General features: G+C 64.0%; 23 protein-coding genes, 2 tRNA genes and 1 pseudogene. 17 read left to right on the top strand and 9 right to left on the bottom strand.

What is annotated here, in order from left to right; all coding sequences use genetic code 11:
- Positions 1–220: 220 nt before the first annotated feature.
- The 6 genes from NZ951_08195 (at position 221) to NZ951_08170 (ending at position 8,292) form a co-directional block, all read left to right on the top strand.
- The gene (locus NZ951_08195) at positions 221–2,014 is read left to right on the top strand and encodes a DUF255 domain-containing protein (GenBank protein ID MCS7207887.1); all 1,794 of its coding nucleotides are present in this window, start codon (positions 221–223) and stop codon (positions 2,012–2,014) included.
- 75 nt (positions 2,015–2,089) lie between these two features.
- Positions 2,090–3,910, top strand: coding sequence for an aspartate--tRNA ligase (gene aspS / locus NZ951_08190; protein MCS7207886.1), 1,821 nt, complete (start codon positions 2,090–2,092; stop codon positions 3,908–3,910).
- Between the two features lie 191 nt (positions 3,911–4,101).
- Positions 4,102–5,850, top strand: coding sequence for an ABC transporter substrate-binding protein (locus tag NZ951_08185; GenBank protein ID MCS7207885.1), 1,749 nt, complete (start codon positions 4,102–4,104; stop codon positions 5,848–5,850).
- An 81-nt stretch (positions 5,851–5,931) separates the two neighbouring features.
- Positions 5,932–6,885 (top strand): ABC transporter permease, encoded by a 954-nt coding sequence (locus tag NZ951_08180; GenBank protein ID MCS7207884.1) that lies wholly within the window; start codon positions 5,932–5,934, stop codon positions 6,883–6,885.
- Between the two features lie 12 nt (positions 6,886–6,897).
- Positions 6,898–7,794 carry an ABC transporter permease gene (locus tag NZ951_08175; protein ID MCS7207883.1) on the top strand — a complete coding sequence of 299 codons (897 nt, stop codon included), beginning with the start codon at positions 6,898–6,900 and terminating at the stop codon, positions 7,792–7,794.
- 9 nt (positions 7,795–7,803) lie between these two features.
- Positions 7,804–8,292, top strand: a complete 489-nt coding sequence (locus NZ951_08170) for a DinB family protein (GenBank protein MCS7207882.1) — start codon at positions 7,804–7,806, stop codon at positions 8,290–8,292.
- Between the two features lies 1 nt (position 8,293).
- On the opposite strand, the gene lepA is transcribed toward NZ951_08170, so the two are convergent.
- The 6 genes and pseudogenes from lepA to NZ951_08140 all read right to left on the bottom strand — a co-directional run bounded on the left by lepA (position 8,294) and on the right by NZ951_08140 (position 12,760).
- Positions 8,294–10,138 carry a translation elongation factor 4 gene (lepA, locus tag NZ951_08165; GenBank protein ID MCS7207881.1) on the bottom strand — a complete coding sequence of 615 codons (1,845 nt, stop codon included), beginning with the start codon at positions 10,136–10,138 and terminating at the stop codon, positions 8,294–8,296.
- Between the two features lie 87 nt (positions 10,139–10,225).
- A complete protein-coding gene (locus tag NZ951_08160) occupies positions 10,226–11,245 on the bottom strand; it encodes a dipeptide ABC transporter ATP-binding protein (GenBank protein MCS7207880.1) in 1,020 nt (339 codons plus the stop codon).
- Positions 11,242–12,234, bottom strand: a complete 993-nt coding sequence (locus tag NZ951_08155; protein MCS7207879.1) for an ABC transporter ATP-binding protein — start codon at positions 12,232–12,234, stop codon at positions 11,242–11,244. Before NZ951_08155 ends, NZ951_08160 begins: the two co-directional genes overlap by 4 nt.
- A gap of 76 nt (positions 12,235–12,310) precedes the next feature.
- Positions 12,311–12,396, bottom strand: a tRNA-Leu gene (locus NZ951_08150).
- A gap of 12 nt (positions 12,397–12,408) precedes the next feature.
- Positions 12,409–12,484: transfer RNA gene (locus NZ951_08145), tRNA-Lys, on the bottom strand.
- An 81-nt stretch (positions 12,485–12,565) separates the two neighbouring features.
- Positions 12,566–12,760: pseudogene (locus NZ951_08140) on the bottom strand (tautomerase family protein).
- 339 nt (positions 12,761–13,099) lie between these two features.
- Here NZ951_08140 and thiL point away from each other — a divergent pair.
- From thiL to ndk, 4 genes are read left to right on the top strand one after another with little or no spacing between them, the layout of a single operon-like run.
- Entirely contained in the window at positions 13,100–14,113 is a 1,014-nt protein-coding gene (gene thiL, locus NZ951_08135) for a thiamine-phosphate kinase (GenBank protein ID MCS7207878.1), read from the top strand.
- Positions 14,110–14,610, top strand: coding sequence for a tRNA (adenosine(37)-N6)-threonylcarbamoyltransferase complex ATPase subunit type 1 TsaE (tsaE, locus tag NZ951_08130; protein MCS7207877.1), 501 nt, complete (start codon positions 14,110–14,112; stop codon positions 14,608–14,610). The genes thiL and tsaE overlap by 4 nt, the downstream gene beginning before the upstream one ends.
- The gene (gene tsaB / locus NZ951_08125; GenBank protein MCS7207876.1) at positions 14,592–15,281 is read left to right on the top strand and encodes a tRNA (adenosine(37)-N6)-threonylcarbamoyltransferase complex dimerization subunit type 1 TsaB; all 690 of its coding nucleotides are present in this window, start codon (positions 14,592–14,594) and stop codon (positions 15,279–15,281) included. The genes tsaE and tsaB overlap by 19 nt, the downstream gene beginning before the upstream one ends.
- Positions 15,278–15,742 (top strand): nucleoside-diphosphate kinase, encoded by a 465-nt coding sequence (gene ndk, locus NZ951_08120; GenBank protein ID MCS7207875.1) that lies wholly within the window; start codon positions 15,278–15,280, stop codon positions 15,740–15,742. Before tsaB ends, ndk begins: the two co-directional genes overlap by 4 nt.
- On the opposite strand, the gene rsfS is transcribed toward ndk, so the two are convergent.
- Positions 15,729–16,085, bottom strand: a complete 357-nt coding sequence (rsfS, locus tag NZ951_08115; protein MCS7207874.1) for a ribosome silencing factor — start codon at positions 16,083–16,085, stop codon at positions 15,729–15,731. The genes ndk and rsfS overlap by 14 nt on opposite strands.
- 135 nt (positions 16,086–16,220) lie before the next feature.
- Between rsfS and NZ951_08110 the strand changes: the two genes are divergently transcribed.
- The 7 genes from NZ951_08110 to NZ951_08080 all read left to right on the top strand — a co-directional run bounded on the left by NZ951_08110 (position 16,221) and on the right by NZ951_08080 (position 22,492).
- Positions 16,221–17,165, top strand: coding sequence for a branched-chain amino acid transaminase (locus NZ951_08110; protein ID MCS7207873.1), 945 nt, complete (start codon positions 16,221–16,223; stop codon positions 17,163–17,165).
- An 8-nt stretch (positions 17,166–17,173) separates the two neighbouring features.
- Entirely contained in the window at positions 17,174–17,773 is a 600-nt protein-coding gene (locus NZ951_08105; protein ID MCS7207872.1) for a glycerol-3-phosphate acyltransferase, read from the top strand.
- 18 nt (positions 17,774–17,791) lie between these two features.
- Positions 17,792–18,244, top strand: coding sequence for a hypothetical protein (locus NZ951_08100; protein ID MCS7207871.1), 453 nt, complete (start codon positions 17,792–17,794; stop codon positions 18,242–18,244).
- Positions 18,184–18,777, top strand: a complete 594-nt coding sequence (locus tag NZ951_08095; GenBank protein ID MCS7207870.1) for a phosphatase PAP2 family protein — start codon at positions 18,184–18,186, stop codon at positions 18,775–18,777. Before NZ951_08100 ends, NZ951_08095 begins: the two co-directional genes overlap by 61 nt.
- A gap of 247 nt (positions 18,778–19,024) precedes the next feature.
- Complete coding sequence (locus NZ951_08090) at positions 19,025–20,485, top strand: hypothetical protein (GenBank protein MCS7207869.1); 1,461 nt, start codon at positions 19,025–19,027, stop codon at positions 20,483–20,485.
- A gap of 43 nt (positions 20,486–20,528) precedes the next feature.
- On the top strand, positions 20,529–21,671 hold the full coding sequence (locus NZ951_08085; protein ID MCS7207868.1) for a nitronate monooxygenase: 1,143 nt from the start codon (positions 20,529–20,531) through the stop codon (positions 21,669–21,671).
- Entirely contained in the window at positions 21,668–22,492 is an 825-nt protein-coding gene (locus NZ951_08080; protein ID MCS7207867.1) for a TatD family hydrolase, read from the top strand. The genes NZ951_08085 and NZ951_08080 overlap by 4 nt, the downstream gene beginning before the upstream one ends.
- Here NZ951_08080 and NZ951_08075 read toward each other — a convergent pair.
- Both NZ951_08075 and NZ951_08070 read right to left on the bottom strand, forming a co-directional pair.
- Entirely contained in the window at positions 22,489–23,808 is a 1,320-nt protein-coding gene (locus NZ951_08075) for an MFS transporter (protein MCS7207866.1), read from the bottom strand. The two genes, NZ951_08080 and NZ951_08075, sit on opposite strands and share 4 nt — an antisense overlap.
- A 220-nt stretch (positions 23,809–24,028) precedes the next feature.
- On the bottom strand, positions 24,029–26,335 hold the full coding sequence (locus NZ951_08070; protein ID MCS7207865.1) for a DEAD/DEAH box helicase: 2,307 nt from the start codon (positions 26,333–26,335) through the stop codon (positions 24,029–24,031).
- Positions 26,336–26,337 lie beyond the last annotated feature (2 nt).

Below are 26,337 nucleotides of genomic sequence, written 5' to 3'. Positions count from 1 at the left end.
AAGCTGGAGAACAGGACGAAGGCCAGCATCCCCAGGTCTTGTGCTCCAAAGAAGGGCACGAGAGTGCCCATATTCACTTTAGAGATATCCTTTGCGGGGGCGCAAATGAAGTAGTTTTCTTCCCCCACCGCCCAAGATGTCCTTACGGGCGTCCCAGGCCGCCTTGCCTCCCTTCGCCTCCTATGTTAGGCTGAAGGCGTGGACGGTAGAGGAGAGCCTTATGCAGACCTTCCGGTTCTCGCCCCGCCCCAATCGTGCCCATGAAATTCAATGGCGTCCGTGGGGGGAGACAGCCTTCCAGGAGGCCCAAAGGGAAGACAAGCCTGTTCTCCTAGCCATCTCTGCCGTCTGGTGCCACTGGTGCCATGTGATGGACGAGACCTCCTACTCGGACGCCGAGGCCATCCGCCTCATCAACAGCCATTACATCCCCATTCGCGTGGACAACGACCAGCACCCGGAGGTCAACCAGCGCTACAACATGGGCGGGTGGCCCACCACCGCCTTCCTTACCCCTGAGGGGGACATCATCGCCGGGGGCACCTACATCCCCCCTCACCAGTTCAAGGAGGTTCTGGTGCGGGTCGCCACTCTCTACCGTCAGCAAAAGGCCAGCGTTTACCGCACTGCCCAGGAGATGCGCACCCGCCGCATGGAACGGATCCGCCGTGTCCAGGCGGGCACACCCCTCTCGTTCCAGGTGGTGGATAGTGTTGTGCGGGCCGTTACCGGCCTGTATGACCCCTTTTTTGGAGGGTTCGGCTCCCAACCCAAGTTCCCTATGACCGACGCCCAGCACCTCCTCCTCGACCAGTACGCCCAGACGCGCGACCCCCTCTTCCTGCGGATGGTGGTCAAGACCTTGGACAGCATGTCGCAAGGCGCCCTGTGGGACAAGGTGGAGGGGGGCTTCTTCCGTTACAGCACCCGCCGGGACTGGTCGGAGCCCCATTACGAAAAGATGGCCGAAGACCAGGCCAGCCTGTTGCGCCTCTACCTGCGCGCCTGGAAGGTAACAAGGCAACCCCTGTATCGGGAGATCGCTGAGGGCATCATCGGGTATGTGAACAAGCGGTTGCACAGCCCCGACCTGGGCGTGTTTTGGGGCAGTCAGGATGCCGATGAAGCCTACTACGCCCTGGACGCCACCGGCCGGGCTCGCACCCTTCCGCCTTTTGTGGACCGCACCGTTTATACCAACTGGAACGGCCAGATGGTCATCGCCTACGTGGAGGCCAGCGACCTTTTGGGGCAGACTTCCCTGCGCCAGCAAGCTGTGCGCGCCCTGGACTTCCTCTGGAACAACCTCTGGTCAGAGGCGGACAAAGCCCTGTTCCATTGCTGGGCGGAGGGGAAACCCTTCGTGGACGGCACCCTCACCGACTACGCCTGGCTGACCCTCGCCCTGGCTGAAGCCTATCGTCGCACGGGCACTCCCGCTATGCTGGAGCGCGCCCAAACCCTCGCTCACACGATGCTGGAGCGCTTCTGGGATTCCCACAGCGGGGGCTTGTGGGATGTGGGGCCGGGCGTTGCCCCCCTCGGCTACCTCCAACTCAAGGAGAAGTCCCTCACCGACAATACCGTCGCCGCCGAGGCTTTACGCCTCCTCTCCACTATAACGGGACAGAGCACCCACGCCTCCCGTGCCCACGACACCCTCACCGCCTTCGTGCAGGTCGCCCAGGACTATGGCGAACACGCCGCCGCCTACGCACGGGCCGTCCTGCGCCACCTCTTCCCTCCTCTAGAGGTGAACATCGTCGGCCCCTCCCAGGCATCCGAGACCCACGCCCTGCTGGATGCCGCCTTCGCCCTCCCTTATCCGTGCGTAGAGCCTCTCTTGCTGGATACCAGCGATCCCCACGCCCTGGCCAGCAGAGGCTTTGTCCTGGGCACCAAACCCCAAGCCTATGTATGCCTGCAGGGGGCCTGTCTCCCGCCGATAGACGACCCCGCTCACCTGACGCAAGCTGTGGAGCAGTTCCTGACCTTGCGCGGACAGAATTCTTAATCACCACCCCTAAAATACCCCCCAGCCTGTGCACCGTGTTATCCTGGAAGGGAAAAGCCCTCCCCAGGAGCCACTATGCTCAAGGATACCCAGTGTGGTAGCCTCACCCTAGACCACGTGGGACAGCGAGTGACCCTAGCAGGGTGGGTGCACCGTCGGCGCGACCACGGGGGCATTATCTTCCTTGACCTGCGCGACCGCAGCGGCATCGTCCAAGTGGTGTTCAACCCTGCCGACGCCCCTGACGCCTACCGCACCGCCGATAGCGTCCGCAACGAGTGGGTGGTGCAAGTGGTGGGCACAGTGGAGCGCCGTCCCTTCGGCACCGAAAACCCCGCCATCCCCACTGGGCAGGTGGAGGTGCGGGCCACGGCTTGCCGCGTGCTCAACCCTTCCCGGCCTCCACCCTTCTACATTAATGAGGACACCGAGGTAGATGAGACCCTGCGCCTTCGTTATCGATACCTTTACCTGCGCCGTCAGCGCCTTCAGCGCAACCTGGAACTGCGCCATCGGGTGGTCAAGTTCATCCGCGACTGGCTGACCGCCCGGGGCTTTTGGGAAATTGAAACCCCCATCCTCACCAAAAGCACCCCCGAAGGGGCACGGGACTACCTGGTGCCTAGTCGCCTCTATCCCGGCCACTTCTATGCCCTGCCCCAATCGCCTCAGCAACTGAAGCAACTCCTGATGGTGGCGGGCATAGAGCGCTACTTCCAAATCGCCCGCTGTTTCCGCGACGAAGACCTACGGGCGGATCGCCAGCCCGAGTTCACCCAACTGGACCTAGAAATGAGTTTCGTGGACGAAGATGACATCCTCAACCTTATGGAGGAGCTGTTCACCGATCTGGTAGAGCAGGTCACGCCCCATAAACGCCTACGCAAGCCCTTCCCACGCCTCACCTATGCTGAGGCCATGGCCACCTACGGTTCCGATAAGCCCGACTTGCGCTATGGTCTGAAACTGGCCGACCTTACTCCCATCGCCGCCCAAAGCCAGTTCGAGGTGTTTCGCAAAGTTATTCAGCGGGGTGGGGTAGTGAAGGGGTTCGCCGCACCCGGCTGTGCCGACTACTCCCGCCGTCAGTTGGAGGAGCTGACAGACCTGGCCAAAAGCAAGGGAGCCCAAGGACTGGTCACCTTTGCTTTGGGGCAGCGGGGGACAAGCCTGGACGCGTTGTCGGAAGAGCAGGTGCGTTCGGCTGTGGCCCGCTACTTCACCTTAGATCAGATCAAAACTATGGCGCGTCAAGCCGGTGCCCAGCCCGGAGACCTGCTCCTCGTGGTGGCTGGCGAGGTGGCTACCACCCACGCTGTGCTCTCCGCCCTCCGCCAGGAGATGGCCACGCGCCTGGGTTTGGCAGACCCCGATACCATCGTTTTCGCCTTCATTACCCAGTTCCCCCTCTTTGAGTGGAACGCGGAGGAGAGCCGGTGGGAATCGGCCCACCACCCCTTCACCGCTCCGCGAGAGGAAGACCTTCCGTTCTTGGAGACCGACCCCGGCCGTGTGCGCTCCAAAGCCTACGACATTGTATGTAACGGCTACGAGATAGCCTCGGGGAGCATCCGCATCCACGACAGGCAGGTGCAGGAGCGCATCTTCCGCATTCTGGGCTACACCCCCGAGGAGGCGCAGAAGCGCTTCGGCCACCTGCTGGAGGCCTTTGAATATGGTGCTCCCCCGCACGGGGGCATCGCCCCGGGCATCGACCGCATCGTGATGATTTTGGCCAACGAGCCATCCCTGCGGGAGGTCATCGCTTTCCCCAAGACCCAAAGCGCCCAAGATCTGCTGCTCGGCGCACCTGCCGAGGTTTCCGAACGGCAACTACGGGAGCTGCACCTAGCGGTGCTGCGGGAGGGGTCGACAACCCACCTTCCTCCGCGCTAGCCCCTTTCACCAGGCACCCCCTGTAGGCGAGCACAGCAGGGGCGAGATCGCACGGACAGGAGTGAACAAACGCTATGCCACACCCAGGATCCAAGAAGGGTTGCCCATCGTAGCATAAAAGAGGGGTGATGGTTGACACCGCCCCTGTTATCCCTTACCCTAGAAACCATCAGTGATTACAAGGAGGGCTTATGCATCGGGTGCATCGCCTCCTCCTGATTGTAGGTCTTGTCTTCCTGCTGACGGCGGTGGGCTGTGCCCGTGCGGCGCCCACACCCACTCCCACGCCTCCGCCGCCTCCGACCCCCACCCCGCGCCCCGCTACCCCGACCCCGGCCCCCGTCGCCACACCTACCCCCACCCTCCCCATGGTTCTCCCGACCCCCACCCCCTTGCCCACCCCACGCCCCACGCCCACGCCTGGGGAGGCCGCTCGCTACGGGGGCACCTTACTGGTTGCCTTACCGGCTAACCCGCCCCACCTCGACCCCCGTCAGGAGACCACCTTCGCTACCATTCAGCCGGCCGCACCTGTGTTCAACACCCTCCTACAGTTGGACCCCTTCCAATACCCGCGCATTATCCCTGACCTGGCAGAGCGCTGGGAATCCTCCCCCGATGGCACCACCTTTACCTTCTATCTGCGCCGAGGCGTGAAGTTCCACAACGGGAAGGAACTGACCTCCGAGGACATCAAGGACACCTTTGACAAGGTCATCAACCCTCCCTCGGGCTTCCTGAGCCCGCGCCTCACGGTGTACAAGCCTGTCATCAAGGAGATTGCCACTCCGGATCCTTATACCATCGTCTTTCGTCTCAACTATCCCTCTGGCTCCTTCCTTTTGAACATCGCCTCGCCGTGGAACACCATCCCACCCAAAGAGCAACCCCCGGCCGACACGCGCTTGAAGCCCATCGGCACGGGCCCCTTCATCTTTGAGCGCTTCATCCCCGGCCAGTTGGTGGAGGTGAAGAAAAACCCCAACTACTTCATCCCCGGACGGCCCTATCTGGATAGCATCCGCTACTTGGTGATTGTGGACCTGGCAGCGCGGGCGGCCGCCATCCGCACGGGGCGGGCCCACATCGAGTTCCGCGACATGCCCCCCACCGTGAAGGATGACATTGTGCGGAGCCTGGGGGATCGGGTGGTGGTGCAGGAGACCGACTGGTCCTGCCTGTGGGACACCGCCGCCCAGACCCAGCGTGCCCCCTTCAGCGATAAGCGCGTCCGCCTCGCCCTCAACTATGCCATAGACCACCGTTTGGGTGCCCAGGTGCTCTACCCCATCACGGGTCTGCGTCCACCGGGCACTATGATCCGCTTCGGCTCCGAATGGTCGCCCACCTGGGAGGAGCTGGAGAAGTTCCCCTCCTGGGAGCCCGATGCGGCCGCCCGCAAGGAGCGGGCACGGCAACTCCTACGGGAGGCGGGCGTCCCCGAGGGCTTCACCTTCGAACTCAAGAACCGCGACATCCCCAACCCTTATCACGACTACGCTAACTTCCTTATTGACCAGTGGCGCCAGGTGGGGCTGGTGGCACGCCACCGCATCCTGGAGACGACCCCCCACCGCACCGATGCCCGCACCGGGAACTTTGACCTTATTATCATCTTCAACTGCGATGCCTACGACGACCCCGACCGCTTCTACGGTGCCCGCATGCCAGGTAGCCCTGACAACTACTCCTTCTGGACGGCCGAAGCCTTCCCCGATGTCGTGGAGCTGTTTGACCGGCAGTCCCGCACCCTGGACTACACCGAGCGGGTGAAGTTGGTGAAGGCCTTGGAGCAGAAGTTCTGGGAGCACGCCCTCTACATCAAGGGCTACTGGGGCACGCGGCGGGTGGTGCACTGGAAGACGGTGCGCAACTACATCGCCCCGCCCAACCACTACTCCAACCAGCGCTTGCAGGATGTGTGGCTGGCCGCCGACTAACCTCCCACTGGCCCCCCGCGATGGGGTAACAGCAAGAGTGGGGGGATGCATGCATCCCCCCACTCCTAATCCAGGAGGCGTATGCTAGAGTATTTGTCGCGCCGCATCGCACTGATGGTGCCCACCCTTCTGGGGGTGGCCATCTTGACCTTCGTCATCATGCGCATTATGCCCGGCGATGTGGCTCTCCTCATCGTCGCCGGCGAAGGGGGCTATGCTGACCCCTCCCAGGTGGAAAAAGTCCGCCGCGAATTGGGTCTGGACAAGCCCTTGCTGGTGCAGTTCGCCACCTGGCTGTGGGGCGTTTTACGGTTTGATTTCGGCACCTCCCTGTGGACGACGCGCCCCGTGCTCTATGAAATCGGCGTCCGATTGCCCTTGAGCCTCCAGATCGCAGTTATGGCCACTTTGGTGGCGGCAGCCTTGGCCATCCCCCTGGGGTCGTTGGCTGCCATGCGCCAGGACAGTTGGGTGGACTATGGCGTGCGGGTGTTCACCATTGCCGGCTTGGCCATCCCCTCCTTTTGGCTGGGCATTCTGATGCTCCTGGCGATGGTGCTCTGGTTCCATTGGTCTCCGCCGATGATTTACACCCCCTTCTTTGAGAACCCCGCCGAAAACCTCAAGCAGACCATCTGGCCCGCTTTAGCCGTGGGCTATCGCTATTCGGCCATCGCCGCACGCATGATGCGCTCCAGCCTTTTGGAGGTGCTGCGGGAGGATTACATCCGCACCGCCTGGGCCAAGGGCCTGCGGGAGCGGGTCATCATCATCCGCCACGGTTTGCGCAACGCCCTTCTCCCTGTCATCACCATCCTGGGCTATGAGTTCGCCTTCCTCATCGGGGGCCTCGTGGTAACCGAGACGGTGTTCAACCTCAACGGCGTGGGGCGGTTGGTGGTGGAGGCGGTGTTCCATCGCGACTATAACATCATTCAAGCCCTGGTTCTGCTTATCGCCCTGGGCTTCGTGGTGGTCAACCTGATCGTGGATGTGTTCTATGCCTTTCTGGACCCGCGCATCCGCTATCATTAGGAGCACGCAGGCATGCGCAGCACCGCTGAAATGACCCGCCCGTTGGAGTGGCGCGCCCGCATAGGTTTCTGGAAGGGTGTGGGGCGCTTCTTCCGCACCAAGCCCCTGGGGGCGGCCGGAGCCGTTGTCATCCTTCTCATGGGTGTGACCGCCCTGTTCGCCGACCTCATCGCCCCCTATGACCCCTATCAGACCAACTATGCCCACCAACTCGCTCCCCCTGGTGGGCAGTTCCTCCTGGGCACCGATCAGATGGGGCGCGACCTGTTGAGCCGCCTCATCCACGGCTCCCGTGTGGCCCTGTTGGTGGGCTTCTCGGCAGCCTTCATTGGCTCTACCATCGGTGCCCTGCTGGGCGTGGTGAGCGCCTACTTCGGCAAAACCTTTGACCTGGTCGTGCAACGCTTCATCGACATCCTCTCCGCCTTCCCCCTTTTGATTTTGGCCATCGCTGTGGTGGCCATGCTGGGGCGCTCCACCCCCAACCTTATCATCGCCATCGCCATCCCTATCGTGCCGTTAGCGGCGCGGGTAGTGCGTTCCACCGCCCTGGCCATCAAGGAATTCCAGTACATTGAGGCTGCCCGTGCCCTGGGGGCGACTTCTGCGCGCATCATCCTGCGCCATATGCTCCCCAACACCATGGCCCCCTACCTTATCATCCTCACCGCCCACTTGGGGCAGGCCATCCTGGTGGAGGCGTCCCTCAGTTTCCTGGGCATCGGCACCGCCGAACCCACCCCCTCCTGGGGGTTGATGATGTCGGGTGCGGCCACTCGCTTTGTGGAACGCGCCCCGTGGATGGTCATCTTCCCCGGCTTGGCTATTAGCCTGGCCGTGTTCGCCTTCAACCTGCTGGGCGACTCCCTGCGGGACGTGCTGGACCCCCGCCTGCGGCGGGGTGTCTAAACCCTCCCTATGCCTAGCTTGCCTCCCGACCTTCAGGCGGACATGGAGCAGGCCCTCCAAGCTGTCCTGCGCAACCTGGAGGGCCTGGACTACGCCCTGGACTGGCGGGAAAACCCGCAAGAATGGAGCGCCCGGGATATTGTGGACCACCTCCTGGGCACCGAGAGCAGCGGAATCCTCTACCATCTGCGGAGGGCACTGCGGGGGGAACCCCTTATCCCCAATCCCGGCCGCCTCTCCCGCTCCCCTGAACGACGGCGCATGGACATCCGCGCCCTGCGGCAGGCTTTGGAAGATACCTATAGAGAGGCGGTGCGCCTCTTGCGGGAGGCGTCACCCGAGCAGGTAACCCGCCCCGTGCCCATCCACCGTCCCCAGGGCATCGAAATGATCGACGCCCTGGGGGTGGTGCGCAGGTTTTTCATCGCCCACTGGCACGACCACGCCCGCCAACTGGCCTCTGTGCGGGAGCGCCTGGGCATCGTGGTAGAGGAGTAACCTACCCCTCCTTCCCCCGCTTCAGCAGGGCCAGGAACGCCTCCTGGGGCACCTCCACTTGTCCAATGCGCTTAAGGCGCTTCTTCCCCTCGGCCTGTTTCTCCAGCAGTTTGCGCTTGCGGGTTACATCTCCCCCGTAGCATTTGGCCAGCACATTCTTGCGCAGGGGGCGAATGGTCTCCCGGGCGATGACCCGGCTCCCGATAGCCGCCTGTACCGCTACCTCAAACAACTGGCGGGGGATGAGATGGCGCAAGCGCTCCACCAGGGCACGCCCCTGCTCATAGGCTTTATCCCGGTGCACAATGAAGGAGAGCGCCTCCACGGGCTTGTTGTTGAGCAAGATGTCCAAGCGGACCAACGGCCCCGCCCGATACCCCAGAAAGGTGTAATCCAGGGAGGCATACCCCTGAGTAGAGGACTTCAAGCGGTCGTAGAAATCCGTCAGCAATTCCGCCAGAGGCAGGTCGTATTCCAGGAGCACCCGGGCGTCGTAGGCGGGGGTTTCGGCAGGCGTCTGACTGGTGGCGGGCGAGATGTAGTCCATCTTGCGGAACACCCCCCTGCGCTCCCGCACCAGGTCCATCACCGCCCCCACAAAACGGGACGGGGTAATCACCGTAATCTCCACCCACGGCTCCCGTATCTCGCGCACCTGTCCTGCTGGGGGCAAATCGGCGGGGTTCTCCACCATGACCTCTTGGCCATTGGTGAGGAGCACCTGGTAGGCGACGCTGGGAGCAGTGATGACCAAATCTACCCCATACTCCCGCTCCAGGCGCTCCTGCACGATTTCCATATGAAGCAGGCCCAGGAACCCACAGCGGAAGCCGGGGCCTAAAGCGGGGGAGGTCTCGGGTTCAAACTGCAGCGCCGCGTCGTTGAGTTGCAATTTCTCCAAAGCGCTGCGCAGGGCTTCGTAGGATTCCCCCTCGGCGGGATACAGGCTGGCGAACACCATAGGCTTCAGGTGCCGATAGCCGGGGAGGGGGGCAGCAGCAGGAGCCGCGGCGAGGGTGATGGTATCCCCCACCCGACACTCCCGCACCTGCTTGAGGCCCGTGGCGATGTAGCCCACTTCGCCCGTGAGGAGTCGGCCCGTGGGCACGGGGTGAGGGCGAAAGACGCCCACCTCCACCGCCTCCCCCAGTCCACCCGTGGACATGAGGAGCAGGCGCTCCCCCACCCGCACCGAGCCGTCCACAATGCGCACCGCTGCCACCACGCCCTTATAAGGGTCGTAACGGCTGTCAAAAATGAGGGCACGCAGGGGCGCGGTCGCATCCCCACGGGGAGGGGGAATGCGCTCCACCACGGCTTCTAACAGGCGCGGGACGCCCGTGCCCTCTTTGGCAGAGATGAACAGCACCTCCTCTGGGCGGAAGCCGAAGGTCTGCACCATTTCCTGGGCCACCCGTTGAGGCTCGGCGGTGGGCAGATCGATCTTGTTGACCACGGGAATGAGCACCAGGTCGTTGGCGATGGCCAGATACGCGTTGGCTATGGTCTGGGCCTGTATCCCTTGGGAGGCGTCTACCACCAGGATGGCACCCTCACACGCCGCCAGGGCTCGGCTCACCTCGTAACTGAAGTCCACATGCCCAGGGGTGTCAATGAGGTTCAACTGGTATTCCTGCCCGCTGGGGTGGCGATACAGCATGCGCACCGCCTTCCCCTTGATGGTGATGCCCCGCTCCCGCTCCAACTCCATTTGATCCAGGTATTGGGCGGTCATCTGACGGGGGTCCACCGTGCCCGTCAGTTCCAGGAGGCGGTCGGCCAAGGTGGACTTGCCGTGGTCAATATGGGCGATGATACAAAAGTTGCGGATGTGGCGGGTGTCCATTTGCTTTCCATCGTAGCAAACGGGCGCCCAAAAACCCAAGGGGCGCTCCGCTGGGAGCGCCCCTTGAGCCTTCCCACAACATACATCCTACAAGCGGTACCCGGGCACGCGGATACAAGCGACCCAGTGGTCTTTGGAAACCTCCTGCAACTGGGGGACGATGCGCTTGCACTCCTCCACCGCCATGGGACAGCGGGTGTGGAACACGCACCCGGGGGGAGGGCGCAACGGGCTCGGCACATCGCCCGTCAGGATGATGCGCTCCCGCTGGGCTTCAATGATGGGGTCGGGAATGGGCACTGCCGAAAGGAGAGCCTTTGTGTACGGGTGCAGGGGGTTCTCGTACAGCTCGGTGCGGTCGGCGATCTCCACAATATGGCCGAGGTACATGACTGCCACTCGGTCGCTGATGTGGCGCACCACCGACAGGTCGTGGGCGATGAACAGGTAGGTGAGGTGGAACTGCTGCTGGAGGTCCTCCAGGAGGTTGATGACCTGCGCCTGGATAGACACATCCAAAGCGGAGACAGGTTCGTCGCAAACGATGAAGTCGGGCTGCACGGCCAAAGCGCGGGCCACACCGATGCGCTGGCGCTGGCCCCCGCTGAACTCGTGGGGATAGCGATCCGCCATATAGGGATTGAGGCCCACCACTTGCAGCAACTCCGCCACCCGCTCCCGATACTCCCGCCGGTTCTTGACCAGCTTATGGATGATCAGAGGCTCGCCGATGATGTTGCCGGCGGTCATACGGGGGTTGAGCGAGGAATAGGGGTCCTGGAAGATAATTTGCATCTTCCGGCGCATAGGGCGCAGTTGGGAGGGCTTCAGTTTACACAGGTCTATGCCCTCGAAGAACACGGAGCCCGAGGTGGGGCGGTACAGTTGCAAAATACACCGCCCTGTGGTGGTCTTACCGCATCCGCTCTCCCCCACCAAGCCCAAGGTCTCGCCCCGGCGAATGAAGAAACTCACATCGTCCACGGCTTTGATATCGGCGATTTTCCGCTGGAAGATAATGCCCCGCGTGACGGGGAAATACATCTTCAGGTGTTGCACATCCACCAGGATGTTGCCGTTGCCAGCCGGAGCGCTCTGCTGTGTCATGCACGCCCCCCAAGGGAAACTTTGTCGGCCACCCAGCAGGCCGAAATGTGTCCATCCCCCACAGTTACATAAGGCGGGTATTCCTTGGTGCAACGATCAATGGCGTAGGGGCACCGCGGCTGGAAGGGGCACCCAGGAGGGAGGTTGATCAAGTCGGGTGGCATCCCTTCAATGGGGTTGAGCCGCTCTTTGCGGGGCTCGTCCAAGCGGGGAACCGATTTCAACAACCCCACGGTATAGGGATGCTTGGGGTTCTTGTAGATGTCCCGCGCCGTGCCCCGCTCCACAATCCGCCCCGCATACATAATATTCACTCGGTCTGCGTACCTGGCCACCACCCCCAAGTTGTGGGTGATCAGGATGACTGCTGTCCCAAACTGCCGACAGAGGCGCTTAATCAGTTCCAGGATTTGGGCCTGAATGGTAACATCCAGAGCGGTCGTGGGCTCATCGGCAATCAGGAGTTTGGGGTCGCAGGAGAGGGCCATGGCGATCATCACCCGCTGGCGCATCCCCCCGCTGAACTGGTGGGGGTAATCATCGATACGGCGCTCAGCGTCGGGAATGCCCACCATTTTCAGCAGTTCAATGGCCCGCGCCCGGGCGGCCTTCTTGTCCATCTTCTTGTGCAGTTCCAGGGCCTCCGTGATCTGGCGACCGATGGTCAGGACGGGGTTCAGGGAGGTCATAGGCTCCTGGAACACCATGGCGATGCGGTTACCCCGGATATGGCGCATCTCCTCCTCGTCCAGTTTGAGCAGGTCCTGCCCTTCAAACCACACCTCCCCACCCACGATACGCCCCGGGGGTGAGGCGACCAAGCGGAGAATGGAAAGGGCGCTGACGCTCTTGCCTGAGCCCGACTCCCCCACCAAGCCTACCGTCTCACCCTCTTGCAAGTCGTAGGAGACGCCGTCCACGGCCTTGACGATCCCATCCTGGGTGAAAAAGTAGGTGCGCAGGTTCTTAACTTCCAGAAGGGTTCCCACTTGCCCTCCTTGCCTCTAGTGTCCTCCCAGGGGACAAACTGCTCCGGTGCTTGTTGCCGGGCCAGCGCCCGCATACTGGTGGGGATGGGGAGACTCGAACTCCCACGCCATGACGGCACATGATCCTAAGTCATGCTCGTCTACCAGTTCCGACACATCCCCAAGGACAAGCGGTGGTGACCCGCCCAGGACTCGAACCTGGAACCCGCTGATTAAGAGTCAGCTGCTCTCCCACTTGAGCTAGCGGGCCATCGCCATTACAGTACCATGCTCCTTCACACTTGTCAAGTTGCACCCGTAGGGGAAGAGTTAGGGCTCAAAGCGTCAAGAATTAGGGGGACGACTCCGACGCCAACTGCCCCCCTTGTGCCCAGTTCTCTTTAGCCACCTCCTCGAACACGACTATGACCGCCTCGGGCTTGGTATGGGCGATGGTTACCATGGCCTCGGTGATCACCCGCGCCAGTTCCGCCTTCTGGGCCTTGGTGCGCCCTGGCCACATCTCTATACGCACGATGGGCATAGCCCCTCCTCGTCGTCGGCACTCGACACTTCTGGGCGATTATAGCAAGCCCCCTCCCTACGCTCAAGGCCCCGTGCCGCCACTGGGGGAAGCGCCCCGCCCAGCCTCGCCGTCGGAGATTGCCCACCCAAAGACAGTCAGGGCTATAATAGACAGAGAAGGTTCATACCTCGTTTTGTCAACGCTGTGCTCAGGGGCGTTCTGTGCGCAGTGGCCGACCTCCCCTGGAGACAAGAAGTGCGTGCGAAAGCCCAAAGCTCACCGTGGTGGTGCCCCCCGCTGCGCCAGGGGGGTGTCCTCAACCCCCGCCCCTAGAGCAGGGCAGGGGAAGACAGATACTGTATGCGCGTCAGCGACCTGGGCGAGTTCCCTTTGATTGAACGGCTGGCCCGTCTGGTGCAGAGGGAGGCACACCCCCTTCCTCTTCCGGACCATCTATCCTCCCCGCTTCTCGTCGGCATTGGCGATGATGCGGCGGCCTGGCGTGCAGACTCGGTCGTCCAGGTGTTCACCACGGATACCCTGGTGGACGGTGTCCACTTCCGCTTTGCCCAGGCATCCCCATGGGATGTGGGGTGGAAGGGGATGGCCGTCAACCTGAGTGATGTGGCCGCAATGGGGGCCGTCCCCCAGTATGCCCTGGTCACCCTGGGCCTGCCCCTGGATGTGCCCGTGACCTGGGTGGATGACTTGTATCGGGGGATGCTGGCGGCTTCGTCCCACTACGGTGCCCAGATTGTTGGGGGAGATATCGTGCGCTCGCCTGTGCTGTTCCTCACCGTGGCCATGACGGGCGTCACTGACCTGCCCCTGCTCCTGCGCTCTGCAGCCCGCCCTGGCGATGCCATAGCCGTAACGGGCCCGTTGGGAGGGTCGGCCGGGGGTTTGCGCCTGCTGGAGCAGCCCTCCGCCCTCCCGGCGGAGGTGCGTGCCGCTCTGCACGAAGCCCACTACCTCCCCAAGCCGCGGGTGGCGGAGGGACGCCTGCTGGCTCAGGAGGGAATCCGCTGCGCCATGGATATCAGCGATGGGCTTCTGGGCGACTTGGGCAAACTGTGCACGGCCAGCGGGGTGTCCGCCCTCATCTTTCTCCCCCGTGTTCCCATCCATCCCGCCCTGCGTCAGGCCTTCCCCCAGGAGGCGGAGAGCCTGGCCCTCAGCGGTGGGGAGGACTACGAACTCCTCTTCACAGGCCCCCCTGCCCTGGTGGAACGCCTTTTGCCCCGTCTTCCCCCAGGGGCAGGGATCATCGGGACAATCGTGGAAGGCCCCCCCGGCAAGGTACGAGTGGTGCGGGCTTCGGGAGAGGAGGTACCATGGGCTAGCGGGGGGTGGAACCACTTGCGCCGGCCATGAGAACCCTAACCCTACCGTCCCCCTGTCCCGAGGCGACCCGAGAAGTTGGTGCCATCCTGGGGAAGCATGCCCTGGCGGGCGACCTGCTCTTGCTGATGGGGGAACTCGGTTCCGGCAAGACCACCCTCGTGCAAGGCCTGTGCCAGGGGTTAGGGGTGCCTGAACCTGCCCGCTCCCCCACCTTCGTGCTGGTGCACCGCTACCAAGGACGCCTCCCCGTCTACCATGTTGACCTCTACCGCATCGGGAGCGTTCCGGAGGCAGTGGACCTGGGCCTGGAGGACTTCGTGGGCCAGGACGGGGTTACGGTGGTAGAATGGGCAGAGCGGGCCTTGCCTGCTTTCCCCCAGGACTACCTGCTGGTCCGCTTCACCTGGGAGGGAGAGACGCTTCGCCTTCTGCACCTGAGCGGAGAGGGGACGCGGGGCGAGGCCTGGCTCGCCCGTGCCTACCCGGATCTGCTGGCATGTGCCCGAACATGGTCATCCTCGCCATAGACACCTCTACCCGCTGGGCGGGAGTGGCCTTGCTGGCGCCCCCGGACCGGGGCTGGGAAATCGTATGGCACTCCCCCCAGAATCATTCGGCCGAACTGGCTCCCGCCGTCCAGGTTCTCCTGGAGCGCGCGGGGGTTACTTTGAAAGACCTGTCAGGGATTGTTGTGGCCCTGGGGCCAGGCAGTTTCAGCGCCCTGCGGGTGGGGCTGGGGTTTGGTAAAGGCCTGGCAGTGGGACTAGGGTGTCCCATAGTGGGTATCAGCACCCTGGAGGTAGAGGCCGCCTCCGTTGGCTCCTGGGGCGTGCCCCTGTGCCCTGTGCTGGACCTGGGTCGGGGTGTTGTGGCGTGGGGCGTCATCTCCCCCAACGGGGTATCCGAGGGGGAACGGGTAAGCCGTGTGGAGGAGATGGCGGAAGCGGTCCCCGTGGGGGGCGTGGTGTGTGGCGAGGGGGCGTGGGTCTATCGGGAGCAGATGCGCCCTGCCCTCCAGGGACGTGCAGTCCTCCTGGCCACCCCCCCGCCTACTCGACGCCCCTTAGCCCTGGCGCGCCTGGGGCAGAGGCGCCTAACTCAAGGGGCCACCGACAACCTGGCGACGCTGCAACCCCACTACTTGCGCCCCCCGAGTATCGGGCCCACACGCCCACCCCCTTCAGGAGGTGCACCGTGAGCCCATCCCTAGAGCGCACGCTGGTGCTTCTGAAGCCCGATGCCCTACAACGCGGCCTGGTTGGGGAGATTATATCTCGCCTGGAACGGCGGGGATTGAAACTGGTGGGCATCAAAATGGTGCAGATGGATGAGGCGATGGCCCGCCGCCACTACGCCGAGCACGTGGGCAAGCCCTTCTTCCCGGGGCTGGTGCGCTTTATCACCTCGGCCCCCGTGGTGGCCATGGTGTGGCAGGGGAAGGGGGCCGTGCAAGTTGTGCGCGACCTGATGGGGAAGACCAACCCCCAGCAAGCCGCCCCCGGAACCATTCGGGGCGACTTGGCCCTGGACACGGGACGCAACTTAATTCACGGTTCGGACTCGGTGGAGACGGCCCAGAGGGAGTGTGCCCTGTTCTTCCATCCTCACGAGATTCTGGACTGGCCCCGGAGCATGGACGCGTGGATTACCGAAGAATGAGGCGGGGCACCGCACCCCTCCACCGCTCCTCAAGACGATAGAAGGCCCGCTGCGCGTCCAAGAACAAGTGCACCACCAGGTCGCCATAGTCCAGGACGACCCACCCCGACCGGGCCTCCCCTTCCCGATGGAGCAGAGAACGCCCGCCCTGTCCCAGGGCCTTCTCGATCTCCTCGGCCAGAACCTCCACATGGGGCGGGGAGGTAGCCGTAAGCAGAACGAAGAAGTCCGTGAAGGTGTGCAAGGGGCGCAAATCCAGCACCAGCACATCACTGGCCTGCTTCTCGGCGGCCACTTCAGCCGCCCGCTGGGCCGCTGCCCATGCGGAAAGTACTGTTCCCATTCCCCGTTGCCCCCCATGGTAGAGGCTGGGCGCCACAAGGGGAAGGGGGCCTTGAACCCCCGGGCGGGTCTTGCCCTAGAGCCTCGGGGAGGCCTATAATGGCACAGCACCCCCAGATCACAGGAGGGCAGAGGTATGGAGCCGGTGCCGCTGTGCTACTTCCAGGGGAAGTTCATCCCCGTGCACGAGGCCAAGGTGGGCATTATGACCCACGCCCTGCATTACGGCACCGCCGTCTTTGAAGGCATTCGGGGGAACTGGAATCCCGACGCCGGCGTTGTATACATCTTCCGCCCCCGCGAGCACTACCTGCGCCTCCTGGAGGGGTGCAAGGTGCTGCGCATGCACCTGCCCTGGAGTGCCGACGACCTGGTGCGCCTCACGGTGGAACTGGTGGAGCGCATGGGGCTGCGGGAGGACTTGTATATTCGGCCCTTGGCCTTCAAGTCGGCCCAAAAGGTGGCCAACCTGAAACTCCACGAGCTGGAAGACGACTTCGCACTGATGGCTGTGCCCTTCGGCAAATACCTAGAGGCGGGAGTGCTGCGCTGTATCACCGCCTCTTGGCGACGCATCGACGAGACCATGATCCCCCCCCGCGTAAAGATCTCCGGGCTATATGTCAACTCCATTCTCGCTAAGACGGACGCTGTATTGGGTGGCTACGATGAGGCGATTATGCTCAACCAGGATGGGCACGTGGCCGAAGGGTCGGGGGAGAACATATTCCTGGTGAAGAACGGTCGCCTGATCACTCCCCCCCTGTATAACAACATCTTGGGGGGCATCACCCGCGACACCGTGATTGAGCTGGCGCGGGAGGAACTGGGCGTGGAGGTGGTGGAGCGCCCCATCGGACGGGCGGAACTCTATTTGGCCGACGAGGTGTTCCTGACGGGAACGGCAGCCCACCTGACCCCCGTCGGGGAAATTGACCACCGCCCCATCGGTGCCCAAGCCCCCGGCCCTATCACCCGCTCTCTGCAGGATCTTTACTTCAAGGTTATTCGGGGGCGGGTGCCCAAGTATATGCACTGGTGTGTGCCCGCGGTTCCCGCCGGGCAGACGGCCAAGCGCTAGAGGGCAAGATGTCCGTTTGGCTGTGGCTTGAAGCCCTGGGTATAGCCTATTTGTTAGGCTCCATCCCCACTGCATACCTGGCGGGGCGTCTGGCCAAAGGGGTAGACATCCGTCGGGTAGGCGACGGGAACCCGGGGGCGGCCAATGTGTGGCGGGAGGTGGGCCCCCTGCCCGGGGCGGTGGTGGCCCTGGTGGATGTGGGCAAAGGGGCAGCCGCCGTTGTGCTCGCCCACGCTCTGACGGGGAGCGCCATCGGGCAGATGCTGGCGGGGGGGGTGGCCGTGGTCGGCCATAACTGGTCCGCCTTCCTGCGCCTGCAAGGGGGGCGGGGTGCAGCCACCGCCCTAGGGGTCCTGCTGGCGGTGCTCCCGCGAGCCACCTTCCCCCTAGTGGCCCTGGCCCTGATCCCCTTCTTCCTGACCCGTAGCCTCTCCGTCTCCTTCGCTTTCGTCTACATCCCCCTGCCCCTGCTGGCCTGGTGGTCGGGGGCATCGGTCGGAACGGTCGTGTTCAGCATCGGCATACCCATCCTGGTGGGGGTTACCCACGCCGTGCGCACCCACCACCCGCTGCCAGCTCAGGGGAAGGGGATAGAGATCGTGCAGTAAGGCGTAGAGGTGAACCCAATGCCCGCTCTCGCTGGAGATTACTTCATCTTCGTGTTCCTGTCCAGCCTGGGGGTGGTGCAAGTGGCGGCAGCCTATGCGGGACTGTGGGGCATTCTGTTCTTGCGGAGCCGGTGGTCGTCGGCGCTGGTGGGTGTGGGGTTGGTGGCCCTGGGCTTTGCCTGGTTCTTTGCCCCCGGCCCCCGTCACATCCCTGATACCCACGGGGGGCTAGACGGGAACGCCCAGGCCTTGCTGTTCACTTTAGCCGCCGCCAGCGCCGTGGCTTTCACCCTCCTCTTCGGTTCGCTTGTCAACGCCCGCTTCCTGCATCCCCGCAACACCCTCTCCGAGGGATTGGATGCCCTGCGGGAGGCCACCTATCTGCAAGCCTTGTGGAGGTCTCTGGGCACATGGTGGAAAGGCTCCTGGCCCTGGATGCGCAACTGGTCCTCTGGCTCAACGGGTGGGTAGGGCGCTGGCCCTGGGTGGACCGCCTGGCTCAGTACCTAGCCAGCGATTACCTGGTGCCGGTCTCCCTGGCCCTGCTTCTGCTGGGGATGTGGTTCGCCCCGCGCGATGTGGCCAGCCGCGAGCGCCATCAGAAAGCAGTGTTCCGAAGCCTTTTGGGGGCCTGCGGCAGTAGCCTGGTGGTGCTCATCCTCAACCAGTATTTCTATCGCTTGCGCCCCTTCCATGTGCACGAGGTGCGTTTGCTGTTTTACCCACCCACCGACTCCTCCTTCCCGTCCAATGCGGCGGCAGTGGGATTTGGCCTGGCCCTGGGCATTTTGTGGACCAATCGTCCGCTGGGGGGGCTGGCCCTGGTGTTGGCCTCCCTGTGGGGCTTGGCACGGGTGTATGCCGGGGTGCACTACCCCCTGGATGTGATCGGAGGGGCGGTCGTGGCCGTCGGGGTAACGGGCCTAGTGGCCTGGGCTTTGCACAAAGCGGAACCCCTCCCCTCCCTGGTGCTGCGCGCGGCGCGCTTTCTGCATCTGGCATAAACAGGGAGGAATTTGACGAAAAAAGCCGCACAAAATCCCTTGACAAATCCCTCCCCATCCCCTATAGTAGAGGTGTCCTGGGTGGTTGAGTAGGGTAAACCTGGCGGACCAAAGCATACCGAACGCTCAGTAGGGGAAAGGCTCCGGCTGGAACCCGAACGGCGCATAGGGCAGCGTAGGCTACCAGGGTATACCGAAAGGTCACCCAGGGCTTTTGTGTGCCCTCCACCCGCCCCAGGCAGGTGGCATGTCCTGGCAGGAGATTTACCGTCGGCGCTTGACCTCCCCTGAGGATGCGGTGCGCCTGGTGCGCCCCGGCGAGCGTGTGGTTGTCCCCCTGGGGAGCCAACCCCGTCTCCTGTGTTACGCATTGGCGCGGCGGGCCGGCGAACTCACGGGTATTCGCCTCACCCTCTCCGCTCCCGAGTTTGACCCCGGCTGGCTCGCCCGTGCCGGCCAGGAAGGGGCCTGGGAGGTGGAGATAGAAAACTTCATCGGCAACACAGCCCGCCCCTTCACCGATAACCGCCAAGTGCCCTATTTCCCTAACGCCTTCTCCCTGGGCTTCAAAGCACTGGACGAGCGCGCTCCCGACGCCAAACCCGTTGATGTGGTCCTCCTCTCCGTTACGCCTCCCAACCGGCACGGTTTGGTGTGCTTGGGTGCCCACGCCTGGTTCAAAAAAGGGCTGGTGCGCCGCGCGCGCACCGTCATCGCCGAGGTGAACCCCAACCTGATACCCGTCTATGGCGATTGCTGGATTCCCGTAGACCGTCTAGATGCAGTGGTGGAGGTGTCTCCCCCGCAGGTGACTCGGGAGCAGTTGCTCCAGGCGGTGAGCACCCTCCCCCCGGAGCGCCGACAGGCCCTGGAGGCCATCATTGCCCAGGTGAGCCCCACACGCCTGGCCCCCTGGATGCCCTACTTCGCCTCCCTAGACCTGGCGGTGATGCGGGTACACTTGGGATTAGATGAGCCTCCCCCCGAGGCCAAGGCCATTGCCGAACATGTCAAACGCCTCGTCCCCGACGGAGCCACTATTCAGATCGGTGTCGGCACCCCGTCATCCTATCTGCCCCGCTTAGGGGTGTTCAACGACAAAGTGGACCTGGGCCTGCACACCGAGATGGTGGCCCCGGGCATCGCCCGCTTGGTGGCGGAAGGGGTCATCACCGGCAAGCGCAAGACCATCCACAAAGAGCGGGCCGTCGCCGTGGCGTGGAGCGGTTCCGACGACCAGGATCTGGACATTATCCGTGAGAACCCCCTTTTTGAACTGTATGAGCCGGAATACCTCCTCAACCCCTGGGTGATCGCCCAAAACTATCGGCAGACAGCTATTAACAACGCCCTGTCCGTTGACCTCACGGGGCAAATCAACAGCGAGAGCGTCTTCGGGGGGCGCATGATCAACGGCATCGGTGGCCAGCCGGAGACCCACATCGGCGCCCTCTATTCCCGGGGCGGGCGGGCTATCACCCTTCTCCCCTCCACCGCCCTCAACGGGACAGTCTCCCGCATTGTGCCCCGCCTGGAGGGGGGCGATGCGGTAACCATCCCCCGCTACTTCGCCGATACGGTGGTTACAGAGTATGGCGTGGCCACCCTTTTAGGAAAGAACCTGCGGGAACGGGCCGACGCCCTCATCGCCATCGCTCACCCCGACTTCCGCGCTGAGCTGCGCCGCGCTGCCCAAAAGATGTTGTAAGCGCTATACTGGGGCTGGCGCGTTACACACAAAGGGAGGGCGTATGAGCACCCCCGTGCTCCACACCCCTATCTGTGACCTCTTGGGTATCCGCTATCCCATTCTCATGGCGGGGATGGGCACCCTGCGGGGGCGGGTTACTCCCCCCCGCCTGGTGGCGGCGGTCTCCAACGCCGGGGGACTGGGCGTCATGGGGGCCAGCAGCCTCGCCCCCGAGGAGATTCGTCAGCGCATCCGCCAGGTGCGCGCCCTCACCGACAAGCCCTTCGGGGTAGACCTGCTCCTGCCTGTGAGCCTGGCCGAAACGGGGCCGACCCGCCTGACCACCCGCCGTCAAGCCCTGGCCTGGATAGAGCGGGAATATCCCCGCCACTACGCCTTCGTGCAATCCCTGTGGCAAGAGTTCAACCTCCCCCCCTTGGAGCATAGGGAAGAGGAACCCTTGCGCGTGGAGCGGGTGCGCCAACAGGTGCAGGTGGTGCTGGAGGAGAAGGTGCCCGTCTTCGCCGCAGGCCTGGGCGACCCGGCATGGGTGGTGCCCCTGGCACGAGAGGCGGGTATAAAGGTCATTGGACTGGCCGGCTCAGTGCGCAACGCCCTGCGTCAGGTCAAGGCGGGGGTGGACATCATCGTCGCCCAGGGGTATGAGGCCGGCGGGCACACGGGGCGCATCGCCACCTTCCCCCTGGTGCCCCAGGTGGTGGATGCGGTGGCCCCCACCCCTGTCCTGGCGGCCGGGGGCATCGCCGACGGGCGCGGGGTGGCAGCGGCGCTGGCCCTGGGGGCGCAAGGGGTATGGGTGGGCACAGCCTTCCTCGTGGCCCTGGAAAGCGACCTCTATCCCCCCATGCAAGACGCCATCCTCCAGTCCAGCTCCGAGGATTTCATCATCAGCCGTGCCTATTCCGGAAAGACAGCGCGCTTACTGAAGAACCCCCTCACCGAAGCCTGGGAACGGTCAGGGCTGGAGCCTTTGCCCATGCCCCTGCAAGGCTTGCTAATGGCCGACCTGCTGGAGGCGGCCGAGCGGGCGGGGCGCTACGACCTTCTGTTTAACGCCGCCGGCCAAATTGGGGGCATGCTCAAGGAGCGCAAGCCCGCCGCCCAGATTGTGGAGGACATGGTTCGGGGGGCGGTGGAGGTCCTGGAGACTTTCCCCCGAAGGATAACTTACCGCAACGCATGAGCACACCCCTCCTGTGCGACGCCCACACCCACCTGGACCAGTTCCCCGACGAGGAAATCCCCCTCATCCTGGAGAGGGCACGCCGGGCGGATGTGGGGCTTATTATCGCGGCAGGTGTTACCCTGGCCTCGTCCCAACGGTGTATCGCCCTGGCCGAAGCCTACCCTGAGGTCTGGGCCGGTGTGGGGGTGCATCCGATGGAGTTGACCACCCCCCTCACTGAGGCCGACTTGGCCCAGTTGGAGACTTTGGCCCGCTCCTGTCCCAAAGTTGTGGCCATCAGCGAGATCGGGCTGGACTTCAGCCCCGACGCCCCCGACCGGGCGTGGCAATACGAGGCCTTCCGCCAGCAGATTCGCCTGGCCCGTCGCCTGCGTCTGCCCATTATCTTCCACTCGCGGGAACTGCCTGGTTACCCGGATGCCCATTGGGAGGTGCTCCGCCTCCTACGGGAGGAGCAGGCGTGGGAGGTGGGGGGTGCCATGCACTACTTCCAGGCCGACCTGTCCATCGCCCAGGCGTGTCTGGACATCAACTTCCACATCTCCCTGGCTAAGCCCCTTCTGCGTCTGCCCCATCTGGCGGAGGTGGTGCGCGCCCTCCCCTTGACGGCTTTCGTGGTCGAGACCGACTCCTACCCCCAGCCCTTCAAAAAGCGCCGTGAGCAATGGACAGAGCCCCAAGATGTGCTTCTCATCGCTCGCAAACTGGCCGAGATCAAAGGTGTTCCCTTGGAAGAGGTGGCGTTGACCACGACCCGCAACCTTCTGCGGGTGCTAAGGCGAAGCGACCTGCTCCAGGGGATAACCCGAAGGGACTAGGGCGAAGGGGCAGCAGGAGAGCGGGGTTGGCGTACCACCGCCGCAGGCTCCGGGCGGAAAGCGCTACTGGCGAACAGTCCCACCCCCACAAGCAGGAGCACCGCCGCCGCACTATAGAGGAGGGGGAGAGACGCCCGCACCAGTCCCAAATATCCCAGCAGGGGCCCCGCCGCCGCCCCCAGGTCGGCCCAGGTGGTGTAACGCCCTAACAGCATGGGGCGTAGGTCTCGGGGAGCGAAGTTCCCCGCCAAAGCGTCCAAGCACACCTGGCAGGCGGTAGCTGTCAGGAACACTAGAGGCAGAAAGGCGAGGGCAACCCCCACTGGATGCACCCACGCCAAAGCCAGCATCCCCGCGGCCAGCAGGGGCAAACACACCGTTATGGTACGCCGACGGCCCCAGCGGTCAGCCAACGCCCCTAACCCCGGCCCCAGCAAGTCCACCACCCACCGCACCGCCAAAAACCCCGCCGACACCGAGGCAATCCCCACCCCCAGCACGGGAACAGTGAAATTTGCCCCCAACCGTTGGCGCAGGTAGTAGCCCAATGTGGCCGTCAGAAGCCCCTGCATAGTAAAGGTAAGGCAGAACAGGGCGATGCACAGGGTCAGCCAGCGGCGGTGGGTATCCCTAGAGCGCGCCCGCAAGTCCAGGGCCAGCATCCCAGTGAACCACCCCCCGATGCCCCGCAAGGAGATGGGACGCACAGGGACAGGCTTGCTAGGGGAGGGAAGTGGGTCATCCCCCAGGGGCAATGACGGCTTTTTCAGTCCGCCCACCAGCAACAGGCCTAGGGCTGTGAGCACCCCCATGACCAGGAAACTCCGCTCCCGCGCCAGCAGGTCAAAAAGGATGCCCCCCAGTAAGGCCCCCACGATGCTCCCCGCCCGCTGCCCCCCGTTGAAAAAGCCCATCACCTGCCCCCGGTTGCGAGGTGTGCTCTCCTCCAGCACCACCAAGTACCCCCCCAAACGCAGGAAGGAGTAGCACACCCCCCAGAGGGCACGCAGCGCTAGGAAGGCGCTCGCGCCGGCGATGACCCCGTAAAGGAGTGTCGTCAACGCCCCCACTGCAATGGCCATGGCGAAGGGCACCTGCAATCCAAACCGCAGGTACACCCGTGCCGCCAGACCGTTGGACCAGAGGCGCACGAAACGGTTCACACTCAACACCAGCCCTACCACTGCCGGGGAAACACCAAAAGCCGGCATCTGGGCAGGTAGAACGGCGTAGAGCATGGAATCCCCAAAGAGGCTGGCCGCCACGCCCCCAGTGGCCCGCACCACCCGACGGGACACCCGAAAGACCCCCAACATACCGAGCTTCCTTCCCCCCAAGGGCAGAGGCCACCACAGGGGCTGTAGCCTGGGCCCCCACCCCCTCGGATGAACACACTGGGCCAGAAAGCCTCCTCAGGCGTCCTGGCCCTGTGGCCCATCCCGGCCCCTGGCAGGGGTGGTAGACCCCAGGCGCGGACAGGGACAGATGACAGTTTCTACCCCTTTACTCGGAGAAGGCGAGCCCCCCAGTGTCCCACTACGCTCCCCCGTGGGTGGGGAGATTGAGGAGAGATTTTAGAATACGCACCGCCACCGTTTTGTCAAGGGGGTGGTTGTTGTTCCCACACTTGGGGGAGTGGATACACCCCGGACACCCCTCCGCGCACGGGCACCCCTCTACCGTGCGCAGGGTGGCGCTCCACAGGTCCTCTATCACGGCGAAGCCGTGCTCCGCTATGCCAATGCCCCCGGGGTAGGCGTCGTGGATGAAGATGGCCGGCCCGCCCGTATCCGGATGCCGAGGTGTGGAGACTCCCCCGATGTCGTTGCGGTCGCAGGAGGCGAACAGCGGCAATACGCCAATGGCGGCGTGTTCACAGGCGTGCAAACCGCCCGCCAGATCCTGCTTCTCAGCAAGGATGCGTCGCCAGAAGGCCTCGGGCACCTCAAACCAGAAACCAACCGTCCGGAAGCGCAAGGGGGGAAGGTCCAGGAACTCCTCATCTAAGGGCTCCTCGCGGTTCCAGGCGCGGCGGGTGAAGCCTACCACTTGGCTGGTAACCTCCACCTCCCCGAGGAACACCCGGGAGCCCGCCGGGGCGCGCTTCTCTTCCCAGACCCGCAGGATACGGGTTTCAGTATTTTCCCTGGCCTCGGTATAGTAGGAGACCTCCGTCGGCTCCACCCAGGCGACACGCCCCTCCACATCCAGGCGTTTCACCCGATACCCCTGCCCCTGGTGGAAATACACCGCTCCCGGGTGCAGTTGACGGAAGGCGGTGCCCTCCTCAATCCCCTTCTCCAAAAGACGCCCGCTCCCTTCCTCCACCACCCAGTAGGAGCGTTCCCCCGTGGTGCGCAGGTCCACCTCTTCAGCGGGATAGTTCTTGTGGGGCGACAAGTGCCAGCGCCCCCCCTGGGGCTTGAGCAGGCCCGCCTCGGCCAACGCCTCCACCCGCTCGCTAAAGAAGGCAGGGCCGAACAGGGCGGCGTCGGCATCGGTGAGGGGGGCCTCGTAGGCGGCACACAGCAGGTGGGCAGAGAGGATGTAGGGGTTGTGGGGGGCGATGCGGGCGTGCTCGTGGGGACGCCCGAAAAGGAACGACGGCTCCCGCATAAGGAACTGGTCCAACGGATTATCCCGCGCCACGAAGATGGTCAAAGACATCTTCCCCCGCCGTCCGCTGCGCCCAGCCTGTTGCCAAGTGGAGGTGATGCTTCCCGGGTAGCCCCCCAGAAGGGTGGCATCCAGGTCGCCGATATCTATGCCCAGTTCCAGAGCATTGGTAGAGGCCACACCCAGCAGCTCCCCGCTGAACAGGGCACGCTCAATGCGCCGGCGATCCTCCGACAAATAGGCGCCGCGATAGGGGGCGATGCGCGGGAGGAGGGATGGAGCGTCTCCAGCCAGTATGTCCCGGCACCAGCGATAGACCCGCTCCGCCTCCTGACGGCTCCGCACAAAGGCCAGGGTGCGCCACCCCCCCTGCACCAGAAAAGCAAACAGCCGGGCCACCTCCCCCACGAGGCTGGCCCGCTTCTGAAGGGCCTCGTCTACCACCGGCGGGTTCCACAGCACAAAGCACTTCCCCCCAAAGGGGGCACCGTCCTCCAGGATGGCGGTGAAGGGCAGGCCGGTGAGGGTTTCCGCCAACTCCTGGGGGTTGCCCAAAGTGGCCGAGGCCAGAAGGAACTGGGGGGCACTGCCATACAGAGCACACACCCGCCGTAAACGCCGTATCAGGTTGGCCACATGGGAGCCGAACACCCCCCGATACACATGGGCCTCGTCCAGCACCACCCAGCGCAAGCCTGTCAAAAAGCGCGCCCACCGCCGGTGGTTGGGCAGGATGCCGATGTGGAGCATATCGGGATTGCTCAGGAGCACGCGAGCCGAACGGCGCAAGGCCAGCCGTTCCGCCTCACTGGTATCCCCATCGTAGATGCCGTAGACGATACCCGCATCCGTGGGCACCAGGGCCTTAAGGGTGCGCAGTTGGTCCTGGGCCAAGGCCTTGGTGGGGTACAGGTAGAGGGCACGGGCAGAACGGTCGGTCAGCAAGGAGTCCAGCACAGGGATGTGGTAGCAGAGGCTCTTCCCACTGGCGGTGGGCGTGGCCACTATCACATGTTTTCCCTCCCAGGCGGCGGTAAGGGCCGCCACCTGGTGGGTGTAGAGGCGCTCCACCCCCAGCCGCGCCAAAGCGCCCTGGAGCACAGGATGTATCGGGCGCGGCACCACCCCCCAACGGGGAGCCCGCGGGGGGAGCATCTGGATATGCACCACCTGCCCCCGATACCAGCCCTGCTTCTGTATGGCCTGCAAAACGGCTGCGGCCTCCACCG

Source organism: Dehalococcoidia bacterium (assembly GCA_025060295.1).
Taxonomy (GTDB): domain Bacteria; phylum Chloroflexota; class Dehalococcoidia; order Lucifugimonadales; family HRBIN23; genus HRBIN23.
Note: the sequence above shows the minus strand (reverse complement) of the source record. Positions and strands in the feature narration are given on the sequence as shown.

Coding starts and splice junctions, on each gene's coding strand:
- NZ951_08180 (MCS7207884.1), top strand. CDS start 5,932: ATGCTAGAGTATTTGTCGCGCCGCATCGCACTGATGGTGCCCACCCTT.
- NZ951_08095 (MCS7207870.1), top strand. CDS start 18,184: ATGGTGGAAAGGCTCCTGGCCCTGGATGCGCAACTGGTCCTCTGGCTC.
- thiL (MCS7207878.1), top strand. CDS start 13,100: ATGCGCGTCAGCGACCTGGGCGAGTTCCCTTTGATTGAACGGCTGGCC.
- NZ951_08160 (MCS7207880.1), bottom strand. CDS start 11,245: ATGACACAGCAGAGCGCTCCGGCTGGCAACGGCAACATCCTGGTGGAT.
- NZ951_08170 (MCS7207882.1), top strand. CDS start 7,804: ATGCCTAGCTTGCCTCCCGACCTTCAGGCGGACATGGAGCAGGCCCTC.
- rsfS (MCS7207874.1), bottom strand. CDS start 16,085: ATGGGAACAGTACTTTCCGCATGGGCAGCGGCCCAGCGGGCGGCTGAA.
- NZ951_08105 (MCS7207872.1), top strand. CDS start 17,174: ATGTCCGTTTGGCTGTGGCTTGAAGCCCTGGGTATAGCCTATTTGTTA.
- aspS (MCS7207886.1), top strand. CDS start 2,090: ATGCTCAAGGATACCCAGTGTGGTAGCCTCACCCTAGACCACGTGGGA.
- tsaE (MCS7207877.1), top strand. CDS start 14,110: ATGAGAACCCTAACCCTACCGTCCCCCTGTCCCGAGGCGACCCGAGAA.
- NZ951_08075 (MCS7207866.1), bottom strand. CDS start 23,808: ATGTTGGGGGTCTTTCGGGTGTCCCGTCGGGTGGTGCGGGCCACTGGG.
- tsaB (MCS7207876.1), top strand. CDS start 14,592: ATGGTCATCCTCGCCATAGACACCTCTACCCGCTGGGCGGGAGTGGCC.
- NZ951_08100 (MCS7207871.1), top strand. CDS start 17,792: ATGCCCGCTCTCGCTGGAGATTACTTCATCTTCGTGTTCCTGTCCAGC.
- NZ951_08110 (MCS7207873.1), top strand. CDS start 16,221: ATGGAGCCGGTGCCGCTGTGCTACTTCCAGGGGAAGTTCATCCCCGTG.
- NZ951_08085 (MCS7207868.1), top strand. CDS start 20,529: ATGAGCACCCCCGTGCTCCACACCCCTATCTGTGACCTCTTGGGTATC.
- NZ951_08175 (MCS7207883.1), top strand. CDS start 6,898: ATGCGCAGCACCGCTGAAATGACCCGCCCGTTGGAGTGGCGCGCCCGC.
- NZ951_08185 (MCS7207885.1), top strand. CDS start 4,102: ATGCATCGGGTGCATCGCCTCCTCCTGATTGTAGGTCTTGTCTTCCTG.
- NZ951_08080 (MCS7207867.1), top strand. CDS start 21,668: ATGAGCACACCCCTCCTGTGCGACGCCCACACCCACCTGGACCAGTTC.
- lepA (MCS7207881.1), bottom strand. CDS start 10,138: ATGGACACCCGCCACATCCGCAACTTTTGTATCATCGCCCATATTGAC.
- NZ951_08195 (MCS7207887.1), top strand. CDS start 221: ATGCAGACCTTCCGGTTCTCGCCCCGCCCCAATCGTGCCCATGAAATT.
- NZ951_08090 (MCS7207869.1), top strand. CDS start 19,025: ATGTCCTGGCAGGAGATTTACCGTCGGCGCTTGACCTCCCCTGAGGAT.